Source organism: Mesorhizobium loti R88b (assembly GCF_013170845.1).
GTDB lineage: Bacteria > Pseudomonadota > Alphaproteobacteria > Rhizobiales > Rhizobiaceae > Mesorhizobium > Mesorhizobium loti_B.
This window is the reverse complement of the sequence record NZ_CP033367.1, coordinates 6,358,505-6,377,645: the sequence shown is the minus strand read 5'-3', so window position 1 is coordinate 6,377,645 and position 19,141 is coordinate 6,358,505. Positions and strand designations below refer to the sequence as shown.

Annotated in this window: 19 protein-coding genes; 10 read left to right on the top strand and 9 right to left on the bottom strand. The window is 61.8% G+C overall.

From position 1 onward, the window contains the following. Positions 1–56 precede the first annotated feature (56 nt). Positions 57–1,430, bottom strand: a complete 1,374-nt coding sequence (locus EB235_RS31020; RefSeq protein ID WP_027033618.1) for a glutamate--cysteine ligase — start codon at positions 1,428–1,430, stop codon at positions 57–59. Positions 1,431–1,573: 143 nt separating this feature from the next. Continuing rightward, the gene (locus tag EB235_RS31015) at positions 1,574–2,308 is read right to left on the bottom strand and encodes a 16S rRNA (uracil(1498)-N(3))-methyltransferase (protein WP_027033619.1); all 735 of its coding nucleotides are present in this window, start codon (positions 2,306–2,308) and stop codon (positions 1,574–1,576) included. A 466-nt stretch (positions 2,309–2,774) separates the two neighbouring features. Here EB235_RS31015 and EB235_RS31010 point away from each other — a divergent pair, with 466 nt between their 5' ends. After that, on the top strand, positions 2,775–3,044 hold the full coding sequence (locus EB235_RS31010; protein WP_027033620.1) for a hypothetical protein: 270 nt from the start codon (positions 2,775–2,777) through the stop codon (positions 3,042–3,044). A gap of 19 nt (positions 3,045–3,063) precedes the next feature. Here EB235_RS31010 and EB235_RS31005 read toward each other — a convergent pair whose 3' ends face one another. Beyond that, complete coding sequence (locus EB235_RS31005) at positions 3,064–3,696, bottom strand: hypothetical protein (RefSeq protein ID WP_027033621.1); 633 nt, start codon at positions 3,694–3,696, stop codon at positions 3,064–3,066. An 88-nt stretch (positions 3,697–3,784) separates the two neighbouring features. Here EB235_RS31005 and EB235_RS31000 point away from each other — a divergent pair, with 88 nt between their 5' ends. Both EB235_RS31000 and EB235_RS35150 read left to right on the top strand, forming a co-directional pair. After that, the gene (locus tag EB235_RS31000; RefSeq protein ID WP_027033622.1) at positions 3,785–4,483 is read left to right on the top strand and encodes a type 1 glutamine amidotransferase; all 699 of its coding nucleotides are present in this window, start codon (positions 3,785–3,787) and stop codon (positions 4,481–4,483) included. 290 nt (positions 4,484–4,773) lie between these two features. Further along, positions 4,774–4,905: a hypothetical protein gene (locus tag EB235_RS35150; protein WP_275451200.1), complete on the top strand. Its 132-nt coding sequence runs from the start codon at positions 4,774–4,776 to the stop codon at positions 4,903–4,905. A gap of 42 nt (positions 4,906–4,947) precedes the next feature. Here EB235_RS35150 and EB235_RS30995 read toward each other — a convergent pair whose 3' ends face one another. The 3 genes from EB235_RS30995 to EB235_RS30985 form a co-directional block, all read right to left on the bottom strand. Continuing rightward, a complete protein-coding gene (locus EB235_RS30995; protein ID WP_027033623.1) occupies positions 4,948–5,715 on the bottom strand; it encodes a metallophosphoesterase family protein in 768 nt (255 codons plus the stop codon). A gap of 34 nt (positions 5,716–5,749) precedes the next feature. After that, on the bottom strand, positions 5,750–6,886 hold the full coding sequence (locus tag EB235_RS30990; RefSeq protein ID WP_027033624.1) for an alpha-hydroxy acid oxidase: 1,137 nt from the start codon (positions 6,884–6,886) through the stop codon (positions 5,750–5,752). 86 nt (positions 6,887–6,972) lie between these two features. Beyond that, a complete protein-coding gene (locus EB235_RS30985) occupies positions 6,973–7,776 on the bottom strand; it encodes an FCD domain-containing protein (RefSeq protein WP_027033625.1) in 804 nt (267 codons plus the stop codon). 223 nt (positions 7,777–7,999) lie between these two features. Between EB235_RS30985 and EB235_RS30980 the strand changes: the two genes are divergently transcribed. The 5 genes from EB235_RS30980 to glcF all read left to right on the top strand — a co-directional run bounded on the left by EB235_RS30980 (position 8,000) and on the right by glcF (position 14,366). Next, positions 8,000–9,322, top strand: coding sequence for a DUF3422 family protein (locus EB235_RS30980; protein WP_027033626.1), 1,323 nt, complete (start codon positions 8,000–8,002; stop codon positions 9,320–9,322). Between the two features lie 125 nt (positions 9,323–9,447). After that, positions 9,448–10,944: an FAD-linked oxidase C-terminal domain-containing protein gene (locus EB235_RS30975; protein ID WP_027033627.1), complete on the top strand. Its 1,497-nt coding sequence runs from the start codon at positions 9,448–9,450 to the stop codon at positions 10,942–10,944. A gap of 65 nt (positions 10,945–11,009) precedes the next feature. After that, positions 11,010–12,242 (top strand): glycolate oxidase subunit GlcE, encoded by a 1,233-nt coding sequence (gene glcE, locus EB235_RS30970; RefSeq protein WP_027033628.1) that lies wholly within the window; start codon positions 11,010–11,012, stop codon positions 12,240–12,242. 124 nt (positions 12,243–12,366) lie between these two features. Then, complete coding sequence (locus EB235_RS30965; RefSeq protein ID WP_210266774.1) at positions 12,367–13,041, top strand: hypothetical protein; 675 nt, start codon at positions 12,367–12,369, stop codon at positions 13,039–13,041. Then, positions 13,041–14,366 carry a glycolate oxidase subunit GlcF gene (glcF, locus tag EB235_RS30960; RefSeq protein WP_027033629.1) on the top strand — a complete coding sequence of 442 codons (1,326 nt, stop codon included), beginning with the start codon at positions 13,041–13,043 and terminating at the stop codon, positions 14,364–14,366. The genes EB235_RS30965 and glcF overlap by 1 nt, the downstream gene beginning before the upstream one ends. Before the next feature lie 9 nt (positions 14,367–14,375). On the opposite strand, the gene EB235_RS30955 is transcribed toward glcF, so the two are convergent. Together EB235_RS30955 and EB235_RS30950 are read right to left on the bottom strand one after the other, a co-directional pair. Further along, the gene (locus EB235_RS30955; RefSeq protein WP_027033630.1) at positions 14,376–15,296 is read right to left on the bottom strand and encodes a bifunctional 5,10-methylenetetrahydrofolate dehydrogenase/5,10-methenyltetrahydrofolate cyclohydrolase; all 921 of its coding nucleotides are present in this window, start codon (positions 15,294–15,296) and stop codon (positions 14,376–14,378) included. Between the two features lie 261 nt (positions 15,297–15,557). After that, positions 15,558–16,301: a L,D-transpeptidase gene (locus EB235_RS30950; RefSeq protein WP_027033631.1), complete on the bottom strand. Its 744-nt coding sequence runs from the start codon at positions 16,299–16,301 to the stop codon at positions 15,558–15,560. Between the two features lie 214 nt (positions 16,302–16,515). On the opposite strand from EB235_RS30950, the gene EB235_RS30945 reads away from it, so the two are divergent. Beyond that, positions 16,516–17,154, top strand: coding sequence for a DNA-3-methyladenine glycosylase I (locus tag EB235_RS30945; protein ID WP_027033632.1), 639 nt, complete (start codon positions 16,516–16,518; stop codon positions 17,152–17,154). Positions 17,155–17,157: 3 nt separating this feature from the next. Here the strand turns inward: EB235_RS30945 and EB235_RS30940 are convergent, their stop codons facing one another. Continuing rightward, positions 17,158–17,409, bottom strand: coding sequence for a hypothetical protein (locus tag EB235_RS30940; protein ID WP_027033633.1), 252 nt, complete (start codon positions 17,407–17,409; stop codon positions 17,158–17,160). A 227-nt stretch (positions 17,410–17,636) separates the two neighbouring features. Between EB235_RS30940 and hisS the strand changes: the two genes are divergently transcribed. Further along, complete coding sequence (hisS, locus tag EB235_RS30935) at positions 17,637–19,133, top strand: histidine--tRNA ligase (protein WP_027033634.1); 1,497 nt, start codon at positions 17,637–17,639, stop codon at positions 19,131–19,133. The last annotated feature ends 8 nt before the right edge of the window (positions 19,134–19,141 follow it).

The following is a 19,141-nucleotide window of genomic DNA, read 5'->3' as shown; positions in this document are numbered from 1 at the left end:
CTAATTCGTTTCAACGCTCGATTGAAGCGGCTTTTGCCGCTCGCTATGGCTCGCGGCTAATAGGCGTATTCCATGAACACCGGCTCGATCGAGCCACCCCAGCGCGTGTGGTAGGCCGAAAGCATCTCCTCGGCGCTGGTGGTGCCGCGCGCCACCACTTCGTCCAAGGTGTTGAGGAATGAGGTCTCGTCATAGCCATCGCGGTTCTTACGGCCACGATTTTTCAGCCCCGTGCGCGAAATGGCCATGACGTCGCGCGCGATCTCGCGCAGCGTCGTGTTGCGGAAGGGCGCGGAGATGCCGAGTTCCGGCACCGCGTTGCGCATCGCCAGCGTTTCTTCATACGTCCAGCTCGAGGTCAACGCCTCGGCCGCATCGAGGGCCGCCTCGTCATAGAGCAGCCCGACCCAGAACGCCGGTAACGCGCAGATGCGCCGCCATGGCCCGCCATCGGCGCCACGCATTTCCAGGAACCGCTTCAGTCGCACGTCGGGGAACAGGGTCGAGAGATGGTTCGCCCAGTCGCCCATCGTCGGCAGCCCGTCCGGCACTTCATTGCGCGCGGCCCCGGCCATGAACTGCCGGAAGGTGATGTGCGTCATGTCGTGATAGCGGCCGTCGCGGATGACGAAATACATCGGCACGTCGAGCGCCCATTCGACATAGTCGGCAAAACCGAAATCGGGCGAGAAGCAGAATTCGAGCAGGCCCGAGCGCTGGTTGTCGGTGTCGCGCCAGATGTCGCCGCGCCAGCTCTGCAGCCCGTTCGGGTGGCTCTCGGTGAAGGGCGAATTGGCGAACAGCGCCGTCGACAGCGGCTGCAGCTTCAGCGACACCTGCATCTTGCGGCGCATGTCGGCCTCGCTCTCGAAGTCGAGGTTCACCTGGATCGTGCAGGTGCGATACATCATGTCGAGGCCTTTGGTGCCGACCTTGGGCATGTAGCGCGTCATGATCTCGTAGCGCGACTTCGGCATTTTCGGTGTTTCGGCCAACGACCATTTCGGGCTGCCGCCAAGGCCAAGGAAACGGATGCCCATCGGCTCGGCAATCTCGCGCACCTGCGCCAGATGCGCATTGCCCTCGCGGCAGGTCTGGTGGATCGTCTCCAGCGGCGCGCCGGACAGCTCGAACTGGCCGCCGGGCTCCAGCGAAATCGCGCCCTGGCCGGTCGGCTCGACCAGGCCGATGATGCGGCCATCGTCCATGATCGGATCCCAGCCGAGCTTGTGCTGCATGCCTTCGAGGATGGCGCGGATGCCGCGTTCGCCGCCATAGGGCACCGGAGCGTTGCCATCGACGTAGAAGGGAAATTTCTCGTGTTCGGTGCCGATGCGCCACTTGTCGCGCGGTTTGTTGCCTTCGGCCAGGTGCTCGACGAGTTCGTCAAAGTCTTCAATTGGCCGGAAATCGGTAGTATCGCGCGCCATTATTGTACCCTCAGAGGCGGCTGGACCACCGCCGGCGGTAAATGGACGAAATGGCAGTAGCCGATCAAGCGAAAAATCCTGAGCCACAGGTCAAGAGGAATTGAATGCTACGATCGGGCCCGCCTCTTGCAACAAATGACCTCCTACCAGTCTCCGACAGTTGCCTGCATCACCGCAAGTGCCGCCACGGCCGCCGTGTCGGCGCGCAGGATGCGTGGGCCGAGCGGAATGGCGGTCACGAAGGGCAGGGCGCGCAGCATCTTGCGTTCCTCGTCGGAGAAGCCGCCCTCGGGCCCGACCAGCAGCCCGAGCTTCTTTTCTTTTAACGCTTGCAAGGCAGGCAGCGGATTGTTGGTTGAGGCATCCTCATCGCAGAAGACCAGCCGTCGTTCCTTGTCCCAGCCGGTCAGCAGGCGCTCGAACTTTTCCGCCTCACGAACCTCGGGCACCGCCAGGATGCCGCATTGCTCGGCCGCCTCGACGACATTGGCGCGCAGGCGCTCGATAGATGGCTTGGCCACTTGCGTATGCTGGGTGATCACCGGCTGCAGGACACCGGCGCCCATCTCGACCGCCTTCTGCACGAGATAGTCGAGCCGCCCCTGCTTCAGCGGGGCGAAACAATAGATGAGGTCGGGCAGCGGCGGCTGCGGCCGCTGCGGCGCCAGCACCCTGAGCTTGACCGCTTTCTTCGATTTCGCCGCGATGGCCGCGGACCATTCGCCGTCGCGGCCATTGAACAGCAAGATCTCGGCACCCTCGCCAAGTCGCAGCACATGCTGCAGGTAATGGCTCTGCTGCTGGTCGGCGTCGAACTCGGCATCCGGCCGCAGGTCGTCGGGCACGAACAGGCGTTGCATCTTGTAATTGGCGCGCATCGCCGAGGAATGGGCGAGCCGGCCGCCGGCGTCAAGGGCAATACAAACGCCATTCCAGCGATAGCCTCGTTACTACCTCTGATACAAAAATCCGCCGATTAAAGAAGCCTAAGTAGGCATATGGAGACTAGGAAACGAACGCTTTCTGCACTACAGTGGCAAATAGTTTATCATCATTAAAATAAAGATGAATGGACCGTAATATGCAAACGTTAATTTCAGAAATAATATTAGCATTATTTGGGTATATAGCAACTTATATAAATAATATAATAATAGATTCCAGAAAATCAAAAATAAAATTCATAAGTGATCAAATTCAGTATTTGTATGGGCCGTTGTTCGCGTTGAGTGACGCTTCCGACCAGGCGTGGACGTCTTTTCGTTCGAGATGCCGGCCTCACGGCTCGTTCTTTGGGAAGGATCCCCTCCAAGCGATGAAGAATTGGGGCAATGGCGCCTTTGGATGGCAGAGATATTTATGCCTATAAATTTGAAGATCGAAAAAATTATCGTTGAAAATGCGCATCTAATTGACGGATCAGGAATGCCTGCAGAATTTCGGGAATTTTTAGCTCATGTTGAGGTCTACAAGATAACTGTGAAAAACTGGGAGAAAGCTGATTCTAAAGAAAACGTATCCTACAGCAATTATCCAGTAGGGTTCAATAAGTTGATTGAAGATTCTTATGGGAAATTGAAAAAAACTCAAGCTAAGATGATTGGTATGCAATAGCGAATTGGGTGGATTAGTTCTAAAACCATTTCGGTATATATCCTTCACGAAGGATCGCGACCGTGGTTGCCGGAGTTATTCGATAGAGCATCTTGTTGCCTAACTCCCGAGAATCAATCGGCCCACCATATCCAGCAAATGCCCAGCGCAGTGCCTTGCCGCCACGCAGGGCATAAGCGTTGGTGCTATCCGCAACCATTACTCCGTCCGGCAGATCGATCAGTTCGTCAAACGTCACCCTCGACGGCTTGCCCCCCGAAGCCAGCCGCTCCTTGTGCAACCTTTTGTCGACCTGCGGGGCACGCGGCTCGGCAATGCCGTAGGCCTCGCCGAAGTTGCCGACAAAATCCTTGGCCCGCTCGCGCTGGCAAAAGAAGCAGGGCCGATGCCCCGCCGCTAGCGCCGTCACCTCGTCAAGGAAGAACAATTCGGTCCAGCCGGCCCTTCCACCCGGCCGATTTCGGCCCATCGGCTCGCGCCGCACATTGCGGAATTGGCACACGCAGATGATCCAGGCCTGCAGCGCCCAGCGCTTCTTCAGCAGGGTCTTTGTCTCTGGGTCATGGATGATGCCGCGATTGCCGGTGAATAGCCCGCGCTCAGGCACGGCGTGGATGGCACCGAACGGATCGACCCGGTTTTGCAGTGGCATAGTTCTCTCCTGGGGTACGCATCTTGGCTGCGACACGGATGGCATGATATCGCTCGTCCCGTCATTTTCATGTCAGCAGGGTTTTGCGATGCGGGTGCTGGTGGTCCAGAACTACGACAATACCGGCCTCGGCCAGGTTGGTGCCGCCCTTGCGGAAGCCGGTGCCGATCTCGACGTGCGCTTGCCCTACAAGGGCGATCCGCTGCCGGACGACGCGGCCGGGCACGATGCCATGGTGGTGCTCGGCGGTGGCCAGAACGCTTTGGCCGACGACGAATACCCCTATTTCCCGGCGCTGCTCGAACTGACCCGTGATTTCGCCGACAAGGACCGTGCCGTGCTCGGTATCTGTCTCGGCAGCCAGCTCGTCGCCCGCGCCTTTGGTGGCGAGAACCGCATCGGCGGCGCCAATGAGTTCGGCTGGCAGGGTGTGTCGCTGACATCGGATGCCAAGGCCGATCCGGTGCTGGCCGAACTGCCGGAAAAATTCCCGATCTTCCAGTGGCACGACGACACATTCGTGCTGCCGCAAAACGCCGTGCGGCTCGCCGGCAATGACGTCGCCGAAAACCAGGCGTTTCGTGTCGGTCGCGCCGTCTATGGTTTCCAGTTCCATTTCGAGGCCGACCGGCCGATGGTGAAGGACTGGAGTACTTCCTTCGCGCCGACCATCGCCGCGCGCCATCCCGACTGGGCTGGCAGGCTAGACGGTGAGATGGCCCGCAACGGCGCCGACGCCGATGCCGCCGGCCTCGCCATTGCCCGCGCCTGGGTAGCCACGATCTAAGCGCCTGCCTCCAGGTCTGCGCGTGGCATAATTGGCACGCAGCCGTGAAACCGGCTGGGGAAAACCCCTTTCATCCTTGGCTTGTGTCCGCCCGCCATCCTAGAAGGCGCGCGCTCTGCATTGGCTGTGCAACCGGGATGAACCTTTTGTGTGACCCGTGCGACACACCGTCGATACAGAACGCGCCTAGAAGCGCGAAATCGTCGAAACTTTGAAGCGAATTCTCCGTTTCAACGCATTGGTAACCGCCTGATGCACAGATGCAGCAAGCTCAACAAGAGATGACGTCCGTGAAAACAGCGCTTCTGTCCTTTGCCATGTTGTCCGCCATCGTGCTGTGCGGTCTCGGCATCTATTCCGCCGATGCCGCCAACAACCACAACGCCGTCGACGGCTACGGCGTCACCGCCTCGCTTCGCTAAAAGCCGTCTCGCTCGCGACGCATCTTGCGACGCGGCGGAGGTTCAAGCTTCCTTTATCGCTATTTCCAGGATGCGTTTGTCCGCGCCGTCCACGACGAGCGCGGTCAGCATGCCTGATTGCCAGGCAAGCGTGTCGACATTGACGCGGTTGGCCATCACTTCCGCTTCCGGCACCGGGGTGTGGCCATGCACCACGATCTTCGGGAACAGCCCGGTGTGATCGTGGAAAACGTCGCGGATCCAGATCAGGTCCTGCGGGTTCTGCTTCTCCAGCGGAATGCCCGGCCTGATGCCGGCATGGCAGAAGAAGAAGTCGCCGAAGGTCAACGAGAACGGCAGCGAGCGAAGAAATTCGACATGGCTTTGCGGCACGGCTTCAACCAGGGCCGCATGACCTCGTCTCATCGTCTCCGTCTTGCCAAACCAGCTGCCGTCCGCAGTCAGGGATACACCATAGGACAGCGCCGTCTGGACACCGCCATAGCGCATGAAAAGCCCTTCCGGGTCGGGAGTTCTCAGAAAGTCGAGAAAGCCGATGTCGTGGTTGCCGGCGAGCATCAGATTGCGCGGGTCGCGTTCTCGCGCCTCGATCAGAAAATCGATGACGCCCTTGGAGTCCGGCCCGCGGTCGACATAGTCGCCGAGGTGGATCACCCGCCAGTCGCGAGCCGGTTTCCATTCCAGCTCGCTGTCGATCCGCTGGTGCATGGCGGCCAGCAGGTCGAGCCGGCCATGCACGTCGCCGATCGCATAGAGGCGCATGCCGTCCGGGCCGTTCGCGTCGAGAAAATGGATGCCGGGTTCAGCCAACGTATCGTGGTCTCCGTGGTCTGATGTCACGGACTTAGCGCCGGAGCTGATCCTTGCCCATGTCGGTGACCAGACGCTTTCCGCACAGCGCCAGCGTGATGTCCATCTCCTTGCGGATGATTTCCAACGCTTTGGTAACCCCTTCCTTGCCGAGCGCGCCGAGGCCGTAGAGGAATGGCCGGCCGATATAGGTGCCCTTGGCGCCGAGGCAGAGCGCCTTCAGCACGTCCTGGCCGGAGCGGATGCCGCCGTCCATGTGCACCTCGATCTGGTCGCCGACCGCGTCCGCGATCTCTTCCAGCGCCATGATCGAGGACGATGCGCCATCGAGCTGGCGCCCGCCATGGTTGGAAACCACGATCGCATCGGCGCCGGTCTTGACCGCCATCAGCGCATCCTCCTTGTCGAGGATGCCTTTCAGGATCAGCTTGCCGCCCCAGCGCTCCTTGATCCAGGCGACATCTTTCCACGAGAGTTGCGGGTCGAACTGCTCCGTCGTCCATGAACCCAGCGACGAGACGTCGCCAACGCCCTTGGCGTGGCCGACAATGTTGCGGAAGGTGCGGCGCTTGGTGCCGGCAATGCCCAGGCACCAGCGCGGCTTGCTGGCCAGGTCGATGATGTTGGCCAGCGTCATCTTGGGCGGCGCCGAAAGCCCGTTGCGGACATCTTTGTGACGCTGGCCGAGGATCTGCAGGTCGAGCGTCAGCACCAGAGCCGAGCATTTCGCCGCTTTCGCCCGGTCGATCAGATTGAGCACGAAATCCTTGTCGCGCAGCACATAGAGCTGGAACCAGAAAGGCTTCGTCGTCGCCGAGGCGACATCCTCGATCGAGCAGATGCTCATCGTCGACAGGGTGAAAGGCACGCCGAACTCCTCGGCCGCCTGCGCCGCCAACATCTCGCCATCGGCGTGCTGCATGCCGGTCAGGCCGGTCGGCGCCAGCGCCACCGGCATCGACACTTTCTGGCCGATCATGGTCGATTCCAGCGAGCGGTTGCTCATGTCGACCAACACGCGCTGGCGGAACTTGATCTTCTGGAAGTCTTCCTCGTTGGCCCGATACGTGCTCTCGGTCCAGGCGCCGGAATCGGCATAGTCGAAGAACATCTTGGGCACGCGCCGGCGGGCGAGATCCTTGAGGTCTGCGATGGTGAGAATTTCGCTCATGGTGGTCCCCGCTTGATCGAAATAATTAGAGCATGATGCCGAAAAGTGTGAAGCGGTTTTCGGATGACATCATGCTCTATCCGGCTCTAGGAGCGTCTGCGTGCTGGTTCGGTGTCACCGGCTTCCGAACGCTGCCGCAACCTCAGCCGCGACACGCGTTGCCAGTCGCCGCTGCGCTCGGCTTCGGCCATCGACCGCTCGACATAGATCATATGGTCCATCGCCGCTTGCCGGGCAGCGGCGGGATCGCCGGCCTTGACCCCAGCATGGATAGCCTTGTGTTGCGCCAGCAGCGCTTCGCGCGCGCCGGGCACGGTGAACACCAGGAGCCGGTTCTGGAACACGCCTTCCGACAAAAGCCGGTAGCATGAGCGCAGCGTGTGGAGGAGCAGGATGTTGTGCGCGCATTCGCAGATCGCGTGATGGAATTCGACGTCGATCTCGGCTTCGTCGTCGAAATCGCCGGTGCGATGCGCATCGTCCATGCGCGCCATGATGCGGTCGAGCAGCGCCAGGTCCTCCGGCGTGGCACGCCGCGCCGCATATTCGGCGGCTACGCCTTCGATCTCGCGGCGATACTCCAGATAGTCGGCCACCGCCTTGCGATGCGTCGAGATCAGATCCGCCACCGGCTTGGTGAACAGCTGGCCGATAATGTCGGCGACATGGGTGCCGCCGCCGGCCTTGGTCGACAGCAGCCCACGCCCCTCCAGGGCCTTCAGCGCGTCGCGCAGAATCGGCCGTGACACGTCAAACTGGCGTGCGAGCTCACGCTCGCCCGGCAATCGGTCGCCGGTGCGCAGCACGCCTTCGAGGATGAGGCTCTCGATCTGCTGCACCACCTCGTCGGCGGTGCGCGAATGCTCGATCCTGGAAAAAATATCGCTCAACAGCTTGCCTGGACAGTGAACCGGTGTCGCGCAGGATAAAGCCCGCGTCGCCAACTGGTCAAATTATTTATCCAATTGCTCGAAGCGGGTCGGTTTTGCCGCCCGGCGCAATATCATCTTCGGCTAAACTTGCTGTTTGCGTCATCTGGATATTGGCTCTAGAGGGACGCGAACGCCAAAGGTCAAAGAGAAAGAGGGTTCAAAGAAGCCCGGGGGACAAGCCGTGTCAGACGACCCGTCCAATCTCGAATTCCAGCCGCGTGCCAAGGGCAGCGTCATGGGTTTTCCCGCGCATGAGGGCCGCCCTGGTGCGCTGGGTGAGGTCCATGCAAGGCCGCATCCGCTGATCGAGAAGCCGCGCGTGCTGGTGCAGATCGCCTTCATGACCGAAGGCGGCTCCGGCGTCGACCATGCGGTGCTTTCGGAACTGTCGCGGCGCCTCGGCATCGCCGCGCCCGACCGCCAGGCGCGTCACCATGCCATGAAATGGGGCAAGGGCTCGCTGCGCTGGGAGCGGCATACCGAGTTCTCGACCTATCTGTGGGAAGGCCCGCTTTCCGAAAGCGGCCGGACGCAGGAGGATTCGCCCTTCGGCAACGGGTTTTGCCCGCCGGGTACCGTCATCTCCGGCATTCGGCTCGAAATCCGCAAGTGGACGCAGACAAGCGAGCGGCTGATCGCGGCTTTCGACCCGACCAGCCTGTGCTACTCGCTGGTCGAGCGCGGCAACGCGGCCATCGTCACCGATTTCCGCCAGGACGGCGACGGCATGACGCGGATGCTGGTGCTTGATCGCGGCCTGACGCCGGCACGTACCGGGGCGTTGTCGCAGCGGCTGATCGACATCGAAACCTATCGCACGCTCGCCATGCTCGGCCTGCCGCTGGCGCTGACCTTGTCAGGCCGCGCTCGCCGCATCGAGGACAGGCTGGCGCAGACCACGCTGGAAATGAAGGTCGCAGAGACCCGCGACAGCCAGACGCTGCTCGCCGACCTGACCGAGCTTGCCGCCGAACTGGAAGCGGATGCCGCCTCCAGCCTCTACCGTTTCGGCGCCAGCCGCGCCTATGACGGCATCGTCGTGGAGCGGCTGGAAGCGCTGGAGGAAGAGGCTGTACCCGGCTACGACACCTGGGGCGGGTTCTTGCAGCGCCGCGTTGCACCGGCCATGCGCACCTGCCGCTCGGTCGAAGAGCGCCAGGCCAATCTGTCGCGCAAACTGACCCGGGCCACGACGCTGTTGCGCACCTGGGTCGATGTCGAGGTCGAGAAGCAGAACCGCGACCTGCTCGCCTCGATGAACAACCGCGCCCGCCTGCAACTGCGGCTGCAGCAGACGGTCGAGGGTCTTTCGGTCGCCGCCGTCTCCTATTATGTCGTCGGCCTCATCGGCTATGTCGCCAAGGGCGCCTCGATCTTCGGCCATGCCTTCGCGCCGGAAGTCGTCACCGCCGCCTCCGTGCCGGTCGCCATCCTGCTGGTCTGGTGGGGCGTGCGCCGCGTGCGCCGGTTGCATTCCGAACCGGCGAAGCATCAGGGCGAATAGCGGCAGATTGCCGCTGCGGAAGCTTGTCCCGACCTTGAAGCCGGAGGTCGCATCGCCGTAGCGTTTGCAAAGAATGCGCCTCACTGGTAAAAGATTTTGACCAGTAAAGCAAAATGAGGCTGCTGATGTCCGGCTTGGCCATGCCGAAACCAGACGACGCCACGCTGCGCCGGCGCGACGAGATTGTCGCCGACATGCGCATCATCGTGCCGGGCGAGGGTGTCGTCGACGCGACCAACCAGATGCGCGCCTTCGAGAGTGATGGGCTGACCGCCTACCGGCAACTGCCGCTGGTCGTCGTGCTGCCGCAGACGGTGGCGCAGGTTTCCCGCGTGCTGAAATACTGCAACGACCGCAACATCCGCGTCGTGCCGCGCGGCTCCGGTACATCGCTGTCGGGCGGCGCGCTGCCGCTCGAGGACGCGGTGCTGCTGGTCATGAGCCGTTTCAACCGCATTCTGACGATCGACTTCCCCAATCGCATCGTCGTTGCCCAGCCAGGCGTGACCAATCTCGGCATCACGTCAGCCGTCGAGCAGGAGGGCTTTTATTACGCCCCCGATCCATCCTCCCAGATCGCCTGCTCGATCGGCGGCAATGTCGCGGAAAATTCCGGCGGCGTGCACTGCCTGAAATACGGCCTCACCGCCAACAATGTGCTTGGCATCGAGATGGTGCTGATGAACGGCGAGGTGGTGCGGCTCGGCGGCAGTCATCTCGACGCCGAAGGCTGCGATCTGCTCGGCGTCATGACCGGTTCGGAAGGCCTGCTCGGCGTCGTCACCGAGGTCACCGTCCGCATCCTCAAGAAGCCGGAAACGGCGCGCGCCCTGCTGATCGGCTTTCCGACCAGCGAGCAGGGCGGCCAGTGCGTCGCCGACATCATCGGCGCCGGCATCATTCCGGGCGGCATGGAAATGATGGACCGGCCGGCGATCCACGCGGCCGAGGATTTCGTCCATGCCGGCTATCCCCTCGATGTCGAGGCACTGCTGATCGTCGAACTCGACGGGCCGGGCGTCGAGGTCGATCATCTCATCACCGCTGTCGAGGCGATCGCCATCCGCAACGGCTCGACCACCTGTCGCATTTCGCAGTCCGAGCAGGAGCGGCTGAGTTTCTGGGCCGGCCGCAAGGCGGCCTTTCCGGCGGTGGGCCGCATCTCGCCCGACTATTACTGCATGGACGGCACCATCCCGCGCAAGGAATTGCCGCGCGTGCTGGCCGGCATGCGCGAGCTTTCGGAGAAATATGGTTTGGGTGTCGCCAATGTCTTTCACGCCGGCGACGGCAATCTGCACCCGCTGATCCTCTACGATGCCAATGTACCGGGCGAACTCGACAAGGCCGAAAGTTTCGGCGCTGACATTTTGCGGCTCTGCGTCAAGGTCGGCGGCGTGCTGACAGGCGAACATGGGGTTGGGGTCGAGAAGCGCGACCTGATGCCGGAAATGTTCAACCAGGTCGACCTCGACCAGCAAATGCGCGTCAAATGCGCCTTCGACCCCAACCATCTGCTCAATCCGGGAAAAGTGTTCCCGCAACTGCGCCGATGCGCCGAGCTTGGGCGCATGCATGTGCATCGGGGGCAGGTGGCGTTTCCCGACATTCCGAGGTTTTGAGTGGCTAAGTTGGCGCTTGTGAAGGAACTCGACGTCTCTGCACTTGCAAGTGGCATGTCACACCAATGACGACTTTCACACCCACCACCTCATCCGAAGTCCTGTCCTCCGTCGCCTGGGCGGTGGCGGAAGAGGCGCCGCTCGAAATCCTTGGTCACGGCTCCAAGCGCGGCATCGGCCGTCCGCTGCAGACGGAACACACGCTCGACCTGTCGAAACTCACCGGCGTAACCCTTTATGAGCCCGCCGAACTGGTGCTGTCGGCAAAGGCCGGCACGCCCTTGGCCGAGATCGAGAAGCTGCTGGCGGAAAACGGCCAGCAACTCGCCTTCGAGCCGATGGATTACGGCCCGCTGCTCGGCGGCGAGCCGGGCAAAGGCACGATCGGTGGTGTGCTTGGCGCCAACCTGTCTGGTCCGCGCCGGTTGAAGGCGGGTGCGGCGCGCGATCATATCCTCGGCATCAATGTCGTGTCCGGCCGGGGCGAGGCCTTCAAGTCCGGCGGCCGCGTGGTCAAGAACGTCACCGGCTACGACATGTCGAAGCTGATGGCCAACAGCTGGGGCACACTGGCCGTGTTCACCGACGTTACCTTCAAGGTGCTGCCAGCCGCTGAAACCGAGGTGACGCTGGCCATCCGCGGGCTGCTTGACGATGCGGCCGCCGCTGCCATGGCGCTGGCACTTGGCTCCAGTGCCGAAGTGTCGAGTGCCGCCCATCTGCCGGAGCGCATTGCCGCGCGTGTCGCCGACGGCGCGCTCGGCAGTGACGCCGCCACTTTGCTGCGCGTTGAAGGTTTTGGCCCGTCGGTCGCCTATCGCATCGCGGCATTGAAAACGCTGCTCGGCAAGGCCGGACCGCTGGAGGAAATTTCTGGCGAAACTTCGAAACTGATCTGGCGCGATGTGCGCGATATCAGGCCCTTCGCCGACGGCACCGAGAAACCGGTCTGGCGCGTGTCGATGACCCCTTCCCAGGGTCATCAGATGGTCCTGACCTTGCGCATGCAGGCCGCCGTCAGCGCCTTCTATGACTGGCAGGGTGGATTGGTGTGGCTGCGCATGGAAGAGGGCGATCCGGAAGCCGCTTTGCTGCGCGGCCTCTTGCGAAAACATGGCGGTGGCCATGCGACGCTGGTGCGCGCCGCGCCCGCCCATCGCGCCGCCCTGCCGGTGTTCGAGCCGCAGCAGCCGGCGCTGGCCGCGCTCAGCCAGCGGCTGAAGCAGGAATTCGACCCGAAGAACATCCTCAATCCCGGCCGCATGGCGTTGGGCGTTGACTCTAAGACAGGCACCTAGCAGTGGAGCTGCTGCGCGAACGTCAATCAAGGTCCGACCGGTAGGAAAACGCCAAAGTTAGGATCGTCACGCGTGGCGGAGATTCATTTCGCATAGAGAATAAGCGTTTGATTTGGAGATGAATTTGCTGACCCTTGACGATACACTTGATGTGATATTGGGCGCTGTCCACTTAGCCAATGATCAGTATTTGACTATGTCAGGAAATGCATCTGTCTTGGACAATGGGGTCGAATCTCTAATTTCGTCAACGATAGCTAAAGAATTATGGATTAGATCGAATAGTATTAAAGGAAATATACCTCTGAATTCTTTTTCCTATGGACAATACATGGTGACATTGGAATCGCCATTCCATCATGTGAGTGATGAGTCGGGCAGTGAAAAAAGAGGCAAATCTAACCAACGATATACCGAAAATGAGCGCGTAGACGTAACATTTTGGTCTCGCGACGGCTGTCCGCTGGGGATGGTCGAGGTAAAGCGTTATTTTGGTTTCGCTCAGGCGGAAACCGACATTGAGCGCGTGTGCGATCTGATAAAACGCCACGGCAGCCAACACGGAGGTTCCTTACGGTGGGGAGCCATCGCCGGAATGCGCCCGGTTTGGGAATCCACACGAAAGCAGCCAAAAGAAATTCTCTCAGAGGTTTGTTCAAAGATAGAAGAAAAATATCCTAAGGTAAATATTAGATCTGATTTTAGAATGCAGAGATTGAAAAATCCTATGGATTTCGACGAGGGATTATTTCTTGGATGTGATGCCTATGTAGTCCTAATGACTAACAAGAGAATCTGATGCAGACCAATTTCTCATCCGCCCAGCTTGCCGATCCGCATGTCGCGGAATCGGAAAAGATCCTGCGCAAATGCGTGCATTGCGGCTTCTGCACGGCCACCTGCCCGACCTATGTGACATTGGGCAACGAGTTGGATTCACCGCGTGGGCGCATCTACCTGATCAAGGACATGCTGGAAAACGGCCGTCCCGCCGACAAGGAAATCGTCACCCATATCGACCGCTGCCTGTCGTGCCTCGCCTGCATGACCACCTGCCCCTCGGGCGTCAACTACATGCATCTGGTCGACCATGCCCGTGCCCATATCCACGAGACCTACAGACGGCCGCTGCCCGACCGCCTGACCCGCGCCATGCTGGCTTTCGTGCTGCCCTATCCCTCGCGCTTTCGCGCCGCTCTCAAACTGGCGAAATTGGGCAAGCCGTTCATCGGCCTGTTCGAGAAAGTCACGGCGTTGAGGCCGCTTGGCGCGATGCTCAAGCTGGCGCCGGCCTCGATCCCCGCAACCTCGCCGATGGCCTCGCCGGGCGTCCATGCCGGGCAGGGGACGAAAAAGGGCCGCGTCGCCATCCTCACCGGCTGCGCGCAATCGGTGCTCGATCCCGCCATCAACGACACGACCATCTCGCTGCTCACGCGCCTGGGCGTCGAGGTCGTGGTGCCGCCGGGCGAGGGCTGCTGCGGCGCGCTGGTCCATCATATGGGGCGGGAAGGGGCCGCACTTGCCTCTGCCAGACAGAATGTCGATGCCTGGACGCGCGCCATCGACCAGGGTGGCCTCGATGCCATCATCATCACCGCATCCGGCTGCGGCACGACGATCAAGGATTATGGCTTCATGTTGCGGCTCGATCCGGCCTATGCCGATAAGGCCGCCCGCGTCTCGGCGCTGGCCAAGGACATCACCGAATATCTGGCCGCTTTTGACATGCCCGAGCCGGTGCGCAAGCCGGGCACCATCGTTGCCTATCACTCGGCCTGCTCCATGCAGCACGGCCAGAAAATCATCCGCCAGCCGAAAGAACTGCTGGCCAAGGCCGGCTTCATCGTGCGCGAGCCGCGCGAGGGCCATCTCTGCTGCGGCTCGGCCGGCACCTACAACATCCTGCAGTCGGAGATTTCGGCCAAGCTGCGCGATCGCAAGGTGAAGAACATCGAAGCGACAGGCGCTTCGATCGTCGCCACCGGCAACATCGGCTGCATCACCCAGATCGCTTCGGCCGCGAAACTGCCAGTTGTGCATACGATCAAGTTGCTCGACTGGGCCTATGGCGGGCCGAAGCCGGACGGCATTCGGGAAGAGAGCCTGATCGCTGCGGAGTAGGGCTGGCGCTTATTCCGCCGCGAGCCTGTCCGCCGTGCCGTAGGTCGCCTCATAAAGCGCGCGCTGGCGGCTGAGCGCCACCATCGTGTTGCGCAGCAGGATCGCCACCGTGATCGGGCCGACGCCGCCTGGCACCGGCGTGATCCAGGAGGCCACCTCGCGCACGCTTTCGGTGTCGACGTCACCCACGATGCGGCTCGTGCCGTCCGGGCCGATCTCGGAATTGATGCCGATGTCGATGACGGCGGCACCGGGCTTCACCATATCGGCCTTGATCAGCCGCGGCTTGCCCACCGCGACGAACAGCGCGTCGGCGCGCCGCGCATGGGCAGCGACCGAGCGCGTCATGTGGTGGCAGACCGTCACCGTCGCGCCTTCGCTCATCAGCAGGAAGGCGATCGGCTTGCCGACGATTTCCGAATGGCCGACGATGACGACCTCCAGCCCTTTGAGATCGAGGCCGGTTTCCTTGAGCAGTTCGACCGAAGCGGCCGCCGTGCAGGGCGCCAGGTCGAGCTGGTTGTAGACGATGTTGCCGATCGAGGCCGGGTGCATGCCCTCGACATCCTTCAGCGGATGCACCGCCGCCTGCAGCGTCCTGATCGGAATATGGGCGGGAACCGGCCGCTGGATGATGATGCCGGTGACGCGTGGATCGGCATTCAATCCGTGGATGGCTGCTTCCAGTTCCCCTGCGGTGATGGTGGCGGGAAAACGCCGCTCCTCGAAGTCGATGCCGGCGAGCTGGGCCTTGGCGCGCTGGTTGCGCACATAAACGTCGACCGCTGCGGTGTCGCCGACGGTGATCGAAATCAGCTTCGGGGGAAACCCTTCGGCTTTGGCAATTGCCGCATCCTCGCGTACGGCGGCGATGATGCGCTGGGCAACCGGGCCGCCCTTGAGGTAGCGGCTGTCTTCGGACAGGGACATGGGGAACTCGTTTGTCTTGTTGGCGCCGACATAGCAAAGAACAACGAAAATGGCAGCACGAAAGCGAACCGCTATGCCCCCGGCGCGACGTTCGGGCGCAGTCTGGTCTCTATTGAGCTGAATTCTGTCCCGAAACGGAAAGGGCAGCACGGTTTCCCGTGCTGCCCTTCCTGACCGACCGCATCCCCATACGGCCCGTCCCCCGTTATTCCTTCCGACATCGGGAAACGATGTGTTTCCCGATGAGGTGATTCGTGAAAACTATATCACCTCAACGGTGGTTCCGACATTGACCCGTTCATAGAGATCGACCACGTCTTCGTTGCGCATGCGGATGCAGCCCGACGACACCGCGCCACCGATCGTCCATGGCTGGTTGGTGCCGTGGATGCGGTATTCGGTCGTGCCGAGATAGAGTGCGCGCGCGCCGAGCGGGTTCTCCATGCCGCCGGCCAGATAGGTCGGCAAATAGCGGCCCTTGGCGGCTTCGCGCTTGATCATCTCCGCCGGCGGACGCCAGTCCGGCCACTCGCGCTTGTTGGTGATCTTGTGCGTGCCCGACCATTCGAAGCCAGGCTTGCCGGTGCCGACGCCATAGCGACGCGCCTTGCCGTTCTTCTCGATGAGAAAGAGGAAATTCTGCGTCGTGTCGATGACGATCGTGCCCGGCTTCTGCGTGCCGTTGTAGGCGACTTCCTGCGGCAGGTAGATCGGGTTCATCTGCGGGCGCATGACCATGCGTCTGGCGGGCGCCTGTACGGCGGCGGTCTGCACCCGGTCTGGTTGCGCCGGCTGCGCAGCGCGCAGGCGCGGCTGCTGCTGCATGATTTGCCGGTTCTGCCGCACGATGCCGGGCGCACGACCAAGCTGCAGCACCCAGGGGGCGGATAGGTCGGGGCTTACCATTACCGGCGGCCTGTCGGCATAGCGGTCGCCTGCAGCGGAAGGCGTGACGCCGGCAAACACAGCCACGGCGCCGAGCACGGAAAACAAAAATCTCTTCATCGGGAACGCACCTTGATCGTCTGATAAAACCGGGTGGAAACGATGCTCCGGTTCAGCGATCATTGGCGCGCAAGCAGCAACCGAAACATGAATCGGAATGCGTAAAATGCGGTTCTCTCAGTAAACCTTTTGGTGTGGTTACCGCCGGGTTCAGGAATCTGGTAAAGCCACAGTAAATGCGCCGCAAAGCGCGTTAACGGATGGATTTTTTGGAATGAGCAATGAAAACACCGGCCTGCTCGCCGGGCCCGACGGGGTCGCGCGCTGCTTCTGGCACGGCAATCTGCCCGACTATCTGCACTACCACGACCATGAATGGGGCCGGCCGATGGCCGACGACCGCAGGCTGTTCGAAAAGATTTGCCTCGAAGGCTTTCAGTCGGGCCTGTCGTGGCTGACCATCCTGCGCAAGCGCGAGAATTTTCGCGAGGCCTTCGCCGGCTTCGATTTCGACAAGGTCGCCGCTTTCACCGACAAGGACGTCGAGCGGCTGCTTGGCAATGCCGGCATCATCCGCCATCGCGGCAAGATCGTCTCGACCATCAACAACGCCAAACGTGCCCGCGAAATGGTCGACGAGTTCGGCTCGCTCGCCGCCTGGTTCTGGAAGTTCGAACCCGGCAGGGACGAGCGGCCCAAGATCGTCGATCTCGCCCATCTGCGCGCCAATCCGACCACGGCAGTCTCGACCCGGATTTCGAAGGAATTGAAAAAGCGCGGCTGGAGTTTTGTCGGCCCGACCACGGTCTACGCCTTCATGCAGGCCATGGGTTTGGTCAACGACCATCTCGAAGGCTGTGTCTGCCGCAAGGAGGTCGAGAAGGAGCGCAAGGCGTTCAAGCGGCCGAAGTGAGGCTCAGGTGCCGTTGGCGCTGGCCAGGAACAGCCCGGCGACGATCGCAGCCACCGTGGCAACCGTCGGATAGATCACCAGCAGGCCGGTCACCAAGGCTTCGCGCAGGGAAGAACCCTTGCCGGTGTCGGCCGGTACGTCGAATGGTCCGGCAGTCTGGCCAACCATTTTCGGTGCATGGGCGCCCGCCGGGCGCAGCCGTGCCCGCAATTCGCCAGCTTCGCCGTTGGCGTGGAATTTTGCTGCGCTGGTCATGTCCCGAACCCCTTCAAGTCCTGTGCTATATCGGCCGAGATTGTGTCGGCACGATGCCGCGCTCATGGCGGGATTGTTTCATTTTCGGTGCGTTTTTGTTTCAAGGAGGTTCGGGTGGTGCTGGGGGCCGACCCTTGCCGCTCCGGGCTGCATCGGTTAGGAAACGCGCGCTGCGGAATGGGAATTTCCTGTCCACGCAACGTCAAGAAACACCGGGTGCTCATCTCATGGCCGACAAATCGGAAAAGACGAAAGCGCGGCTGCCGCGCGGTTTTGCCGACCGCAGCGCCGAGGATATCCGCGCCGTTGAAAAGATGATGTCGACGATCCGCTCGGTCTATGAGCTTTATGGTTTCGAACCGGCCGACCAGCCGTTGATCGAATACACCGACGCGCTGGGCAAATTCCTGCCCGACCAGGACCGGCCGAACGAGGGCGTGTTCTCGTTCCAGGACGATGACGACCAGTGGCTGTCGCTGCGCTACGATTTGACAGCGCCAACCGCGCGTTTTGTCGCCGAAAACTATGAGCGCCTGCCAAAGCCCTATCGCAGCTATCGCTCCGGCTGGGTGTTCCGCAACGAGAAGCCAGGCCCCGGCCGCTTCCGCCAGTTCATGCAGTTCGACGCCGATACGATCGGCACGCCGGGCGTCGCCGCCGACGCCGAAATGGCGATGATGATGGCCGACGTGATGGAAGCGCTCGGCATCAAGCGCGGCGACTACGTCATCCGCGTCAACAACCGCAAGGTGCTGGATGGCGTGCTGGAGGCGATCGGCCTAGGCGGTGACGAGAATACCGGCCGCCGGCTGACCGTGCTGCGCGCCATCGACAAGCTGGACAAGCTTGGGCCGGAAGGCGTGAAGCTGCTGCTTGGGCCGGGGCGCTGGGATGGCGGCAAGGAAGGCGAGGGCGACTTCGCCAAGGGGGCCGGGCTGAACAACGGGCAAGCCGAGGCCGTTCTTCAAGCAACTGCGAGAACGATACAGGCCGGCCAGGATACCAGCGTCAGTTCGAACGCGACCTACCAGGAAGGCGTTAGCGAACTCGCGACAATCGAAGCCCTGGTCCGGGCGGCGGGATACGATGAAGACCGCATCACCATGGATCGCTCTGTCGTGCGTGGCCTCGAATACTACACCGGCCCCGTCCTTGAGGCCGAGCTGCTGGCGGAAATCCCCAATGAGGACGGCCAGATCGTGCGCTTCGGTTCGGTCGGTGGCGGCGGCCGCTATGACGGTCTGGTCTCGCGCTTCCGTGGCGAGCCGGTACCGGCGACGGGTTTCTCCATCGGTGTCTCCAGGCTGATGACCGCGCTGAAGAACCTCGGCAAGCTCGACGCCTCGGACGTTATCTCCCCGGTCGTCGTGCTGGTGATGGACAAGGATACGGAGAGCCTCGGCCGCTACCAGAAAATGGTCGGCGAACTGCGCGCCGCCGGCATCCGCTCCGAAATGTATCTCGGCGGCGCCGGCATGAAGGCGCAGCTCAAATATGCCGACCGGCGCGGTTGCCCGATTGCTGTCATCCAGGGCGGCGACGAGCGGGCCAAGGGCGAACTGCAGATCAAGGATTTGATCGAAGGCGCGCGCATGTCGGCTGAAATCACCGACAACGCGGAGTGGCGCGCGGCAAGGCCTGCGCAGGTGACGGTGGCGGAAGGTGAACTGGTTGCCGAGGTGAAGAAGATCTTGGCGGCGCAGGCTGCTGATCGCGCGAAATAAGAGCGCGA

Coding starts and splice junctions, on each gene's coding strand:
- EB235_RS31020 (WP_027033618.1), bottom strand. CDS start 1,430: ATGGCGCGCGATACTACCGATTTCCGGCCAATTGAAGACTTTGACGAA.
- EB235_RS31015 (WP_027033619.1), bottom strand. CDS start 2,308: ATGCGCGCCAATTACAAGATGCAACGCCTGTTCGTGCCCGACGACCTG.
- EB235_RS31010 (WP_027033620.1), top strand. CDS start 2,775: ATGGCAGAGATATTTATGCCTATAAATTTGAAGATCGAAAAAATTATC.
- EB235_RS31005 (WP_027033621.1), bottom strand. CDS start 3,696: ATGCCACTGCAAAACCGGGTCGATCCGTTCGGTGCCATCCACGCCGTG.
- EB235_RS31000 (WP_027033622.1), top strand. CDS start 3,785: ATGCGGGTGCTGGTGGTCCAGAACTACGACAATACCGGCCTCGGCCAG.
- EB235_RS30990 (WP_027033624.1), bottom strand. CDS start 6,886: ATGAGCGAAATTCTCACCATCGCAGACCTCAAGGATCTCGCCCGCCGG.
- EB235_RS30975 (WP_027033627.1), top strand. CDS start 9,448: ATGTCCGGCTTGGCCATGCCGAAACCAGACGACGCCACGCTGCGCCGG.
- glcE (WP_027033628.1), top strand. CDS start 11,010: ATGACGACTTTCACACCCACCACCTCATCCGAAGTCCTGTCCTCCGTC.
- glcF (WP_027033629.1), top strand. CDS start 13,041: ATGCAGACCAATTTCTCATCCGCCCAGCTTGCCGATCCGCATGTCGCG.
- EB235_RS30955 (WP_027033630.1), bottom strand. CDS start 15,296: ATGTCCCTGTCCGAAGACAGCCGCTACCTCAAGGGCGGCCCGGTTGCC.
- EB235_RS30950 (WP_027033631.1), bottom strand. CDS start 16,301: ATGAAGAGATTTTTGTTTTCCGTGCTCGGCGCCGTGGCTGTGTTTGCC.
- EB235_RS30945 (WP_027033632.1), top strand. CDS start 16,516: ATGAGCAATGAAAACACCGGCCTGCTCGCCGGGCCCGACGGGGTCGCG.
- EB235_RS30940 (WP_027033633.1), bottom strand. CDS start 17,409: ATGACCAGCGCAGCAAAATTCCACGCCAACGGCGAAGCTGGCGAATTG.
- hisS (WP_027033634.1), top strand. CDS start 17,637: ATGGCCGACAAATCGGAAAAGACGAAAGCGCGGCTGCCGCGCGGTTTT.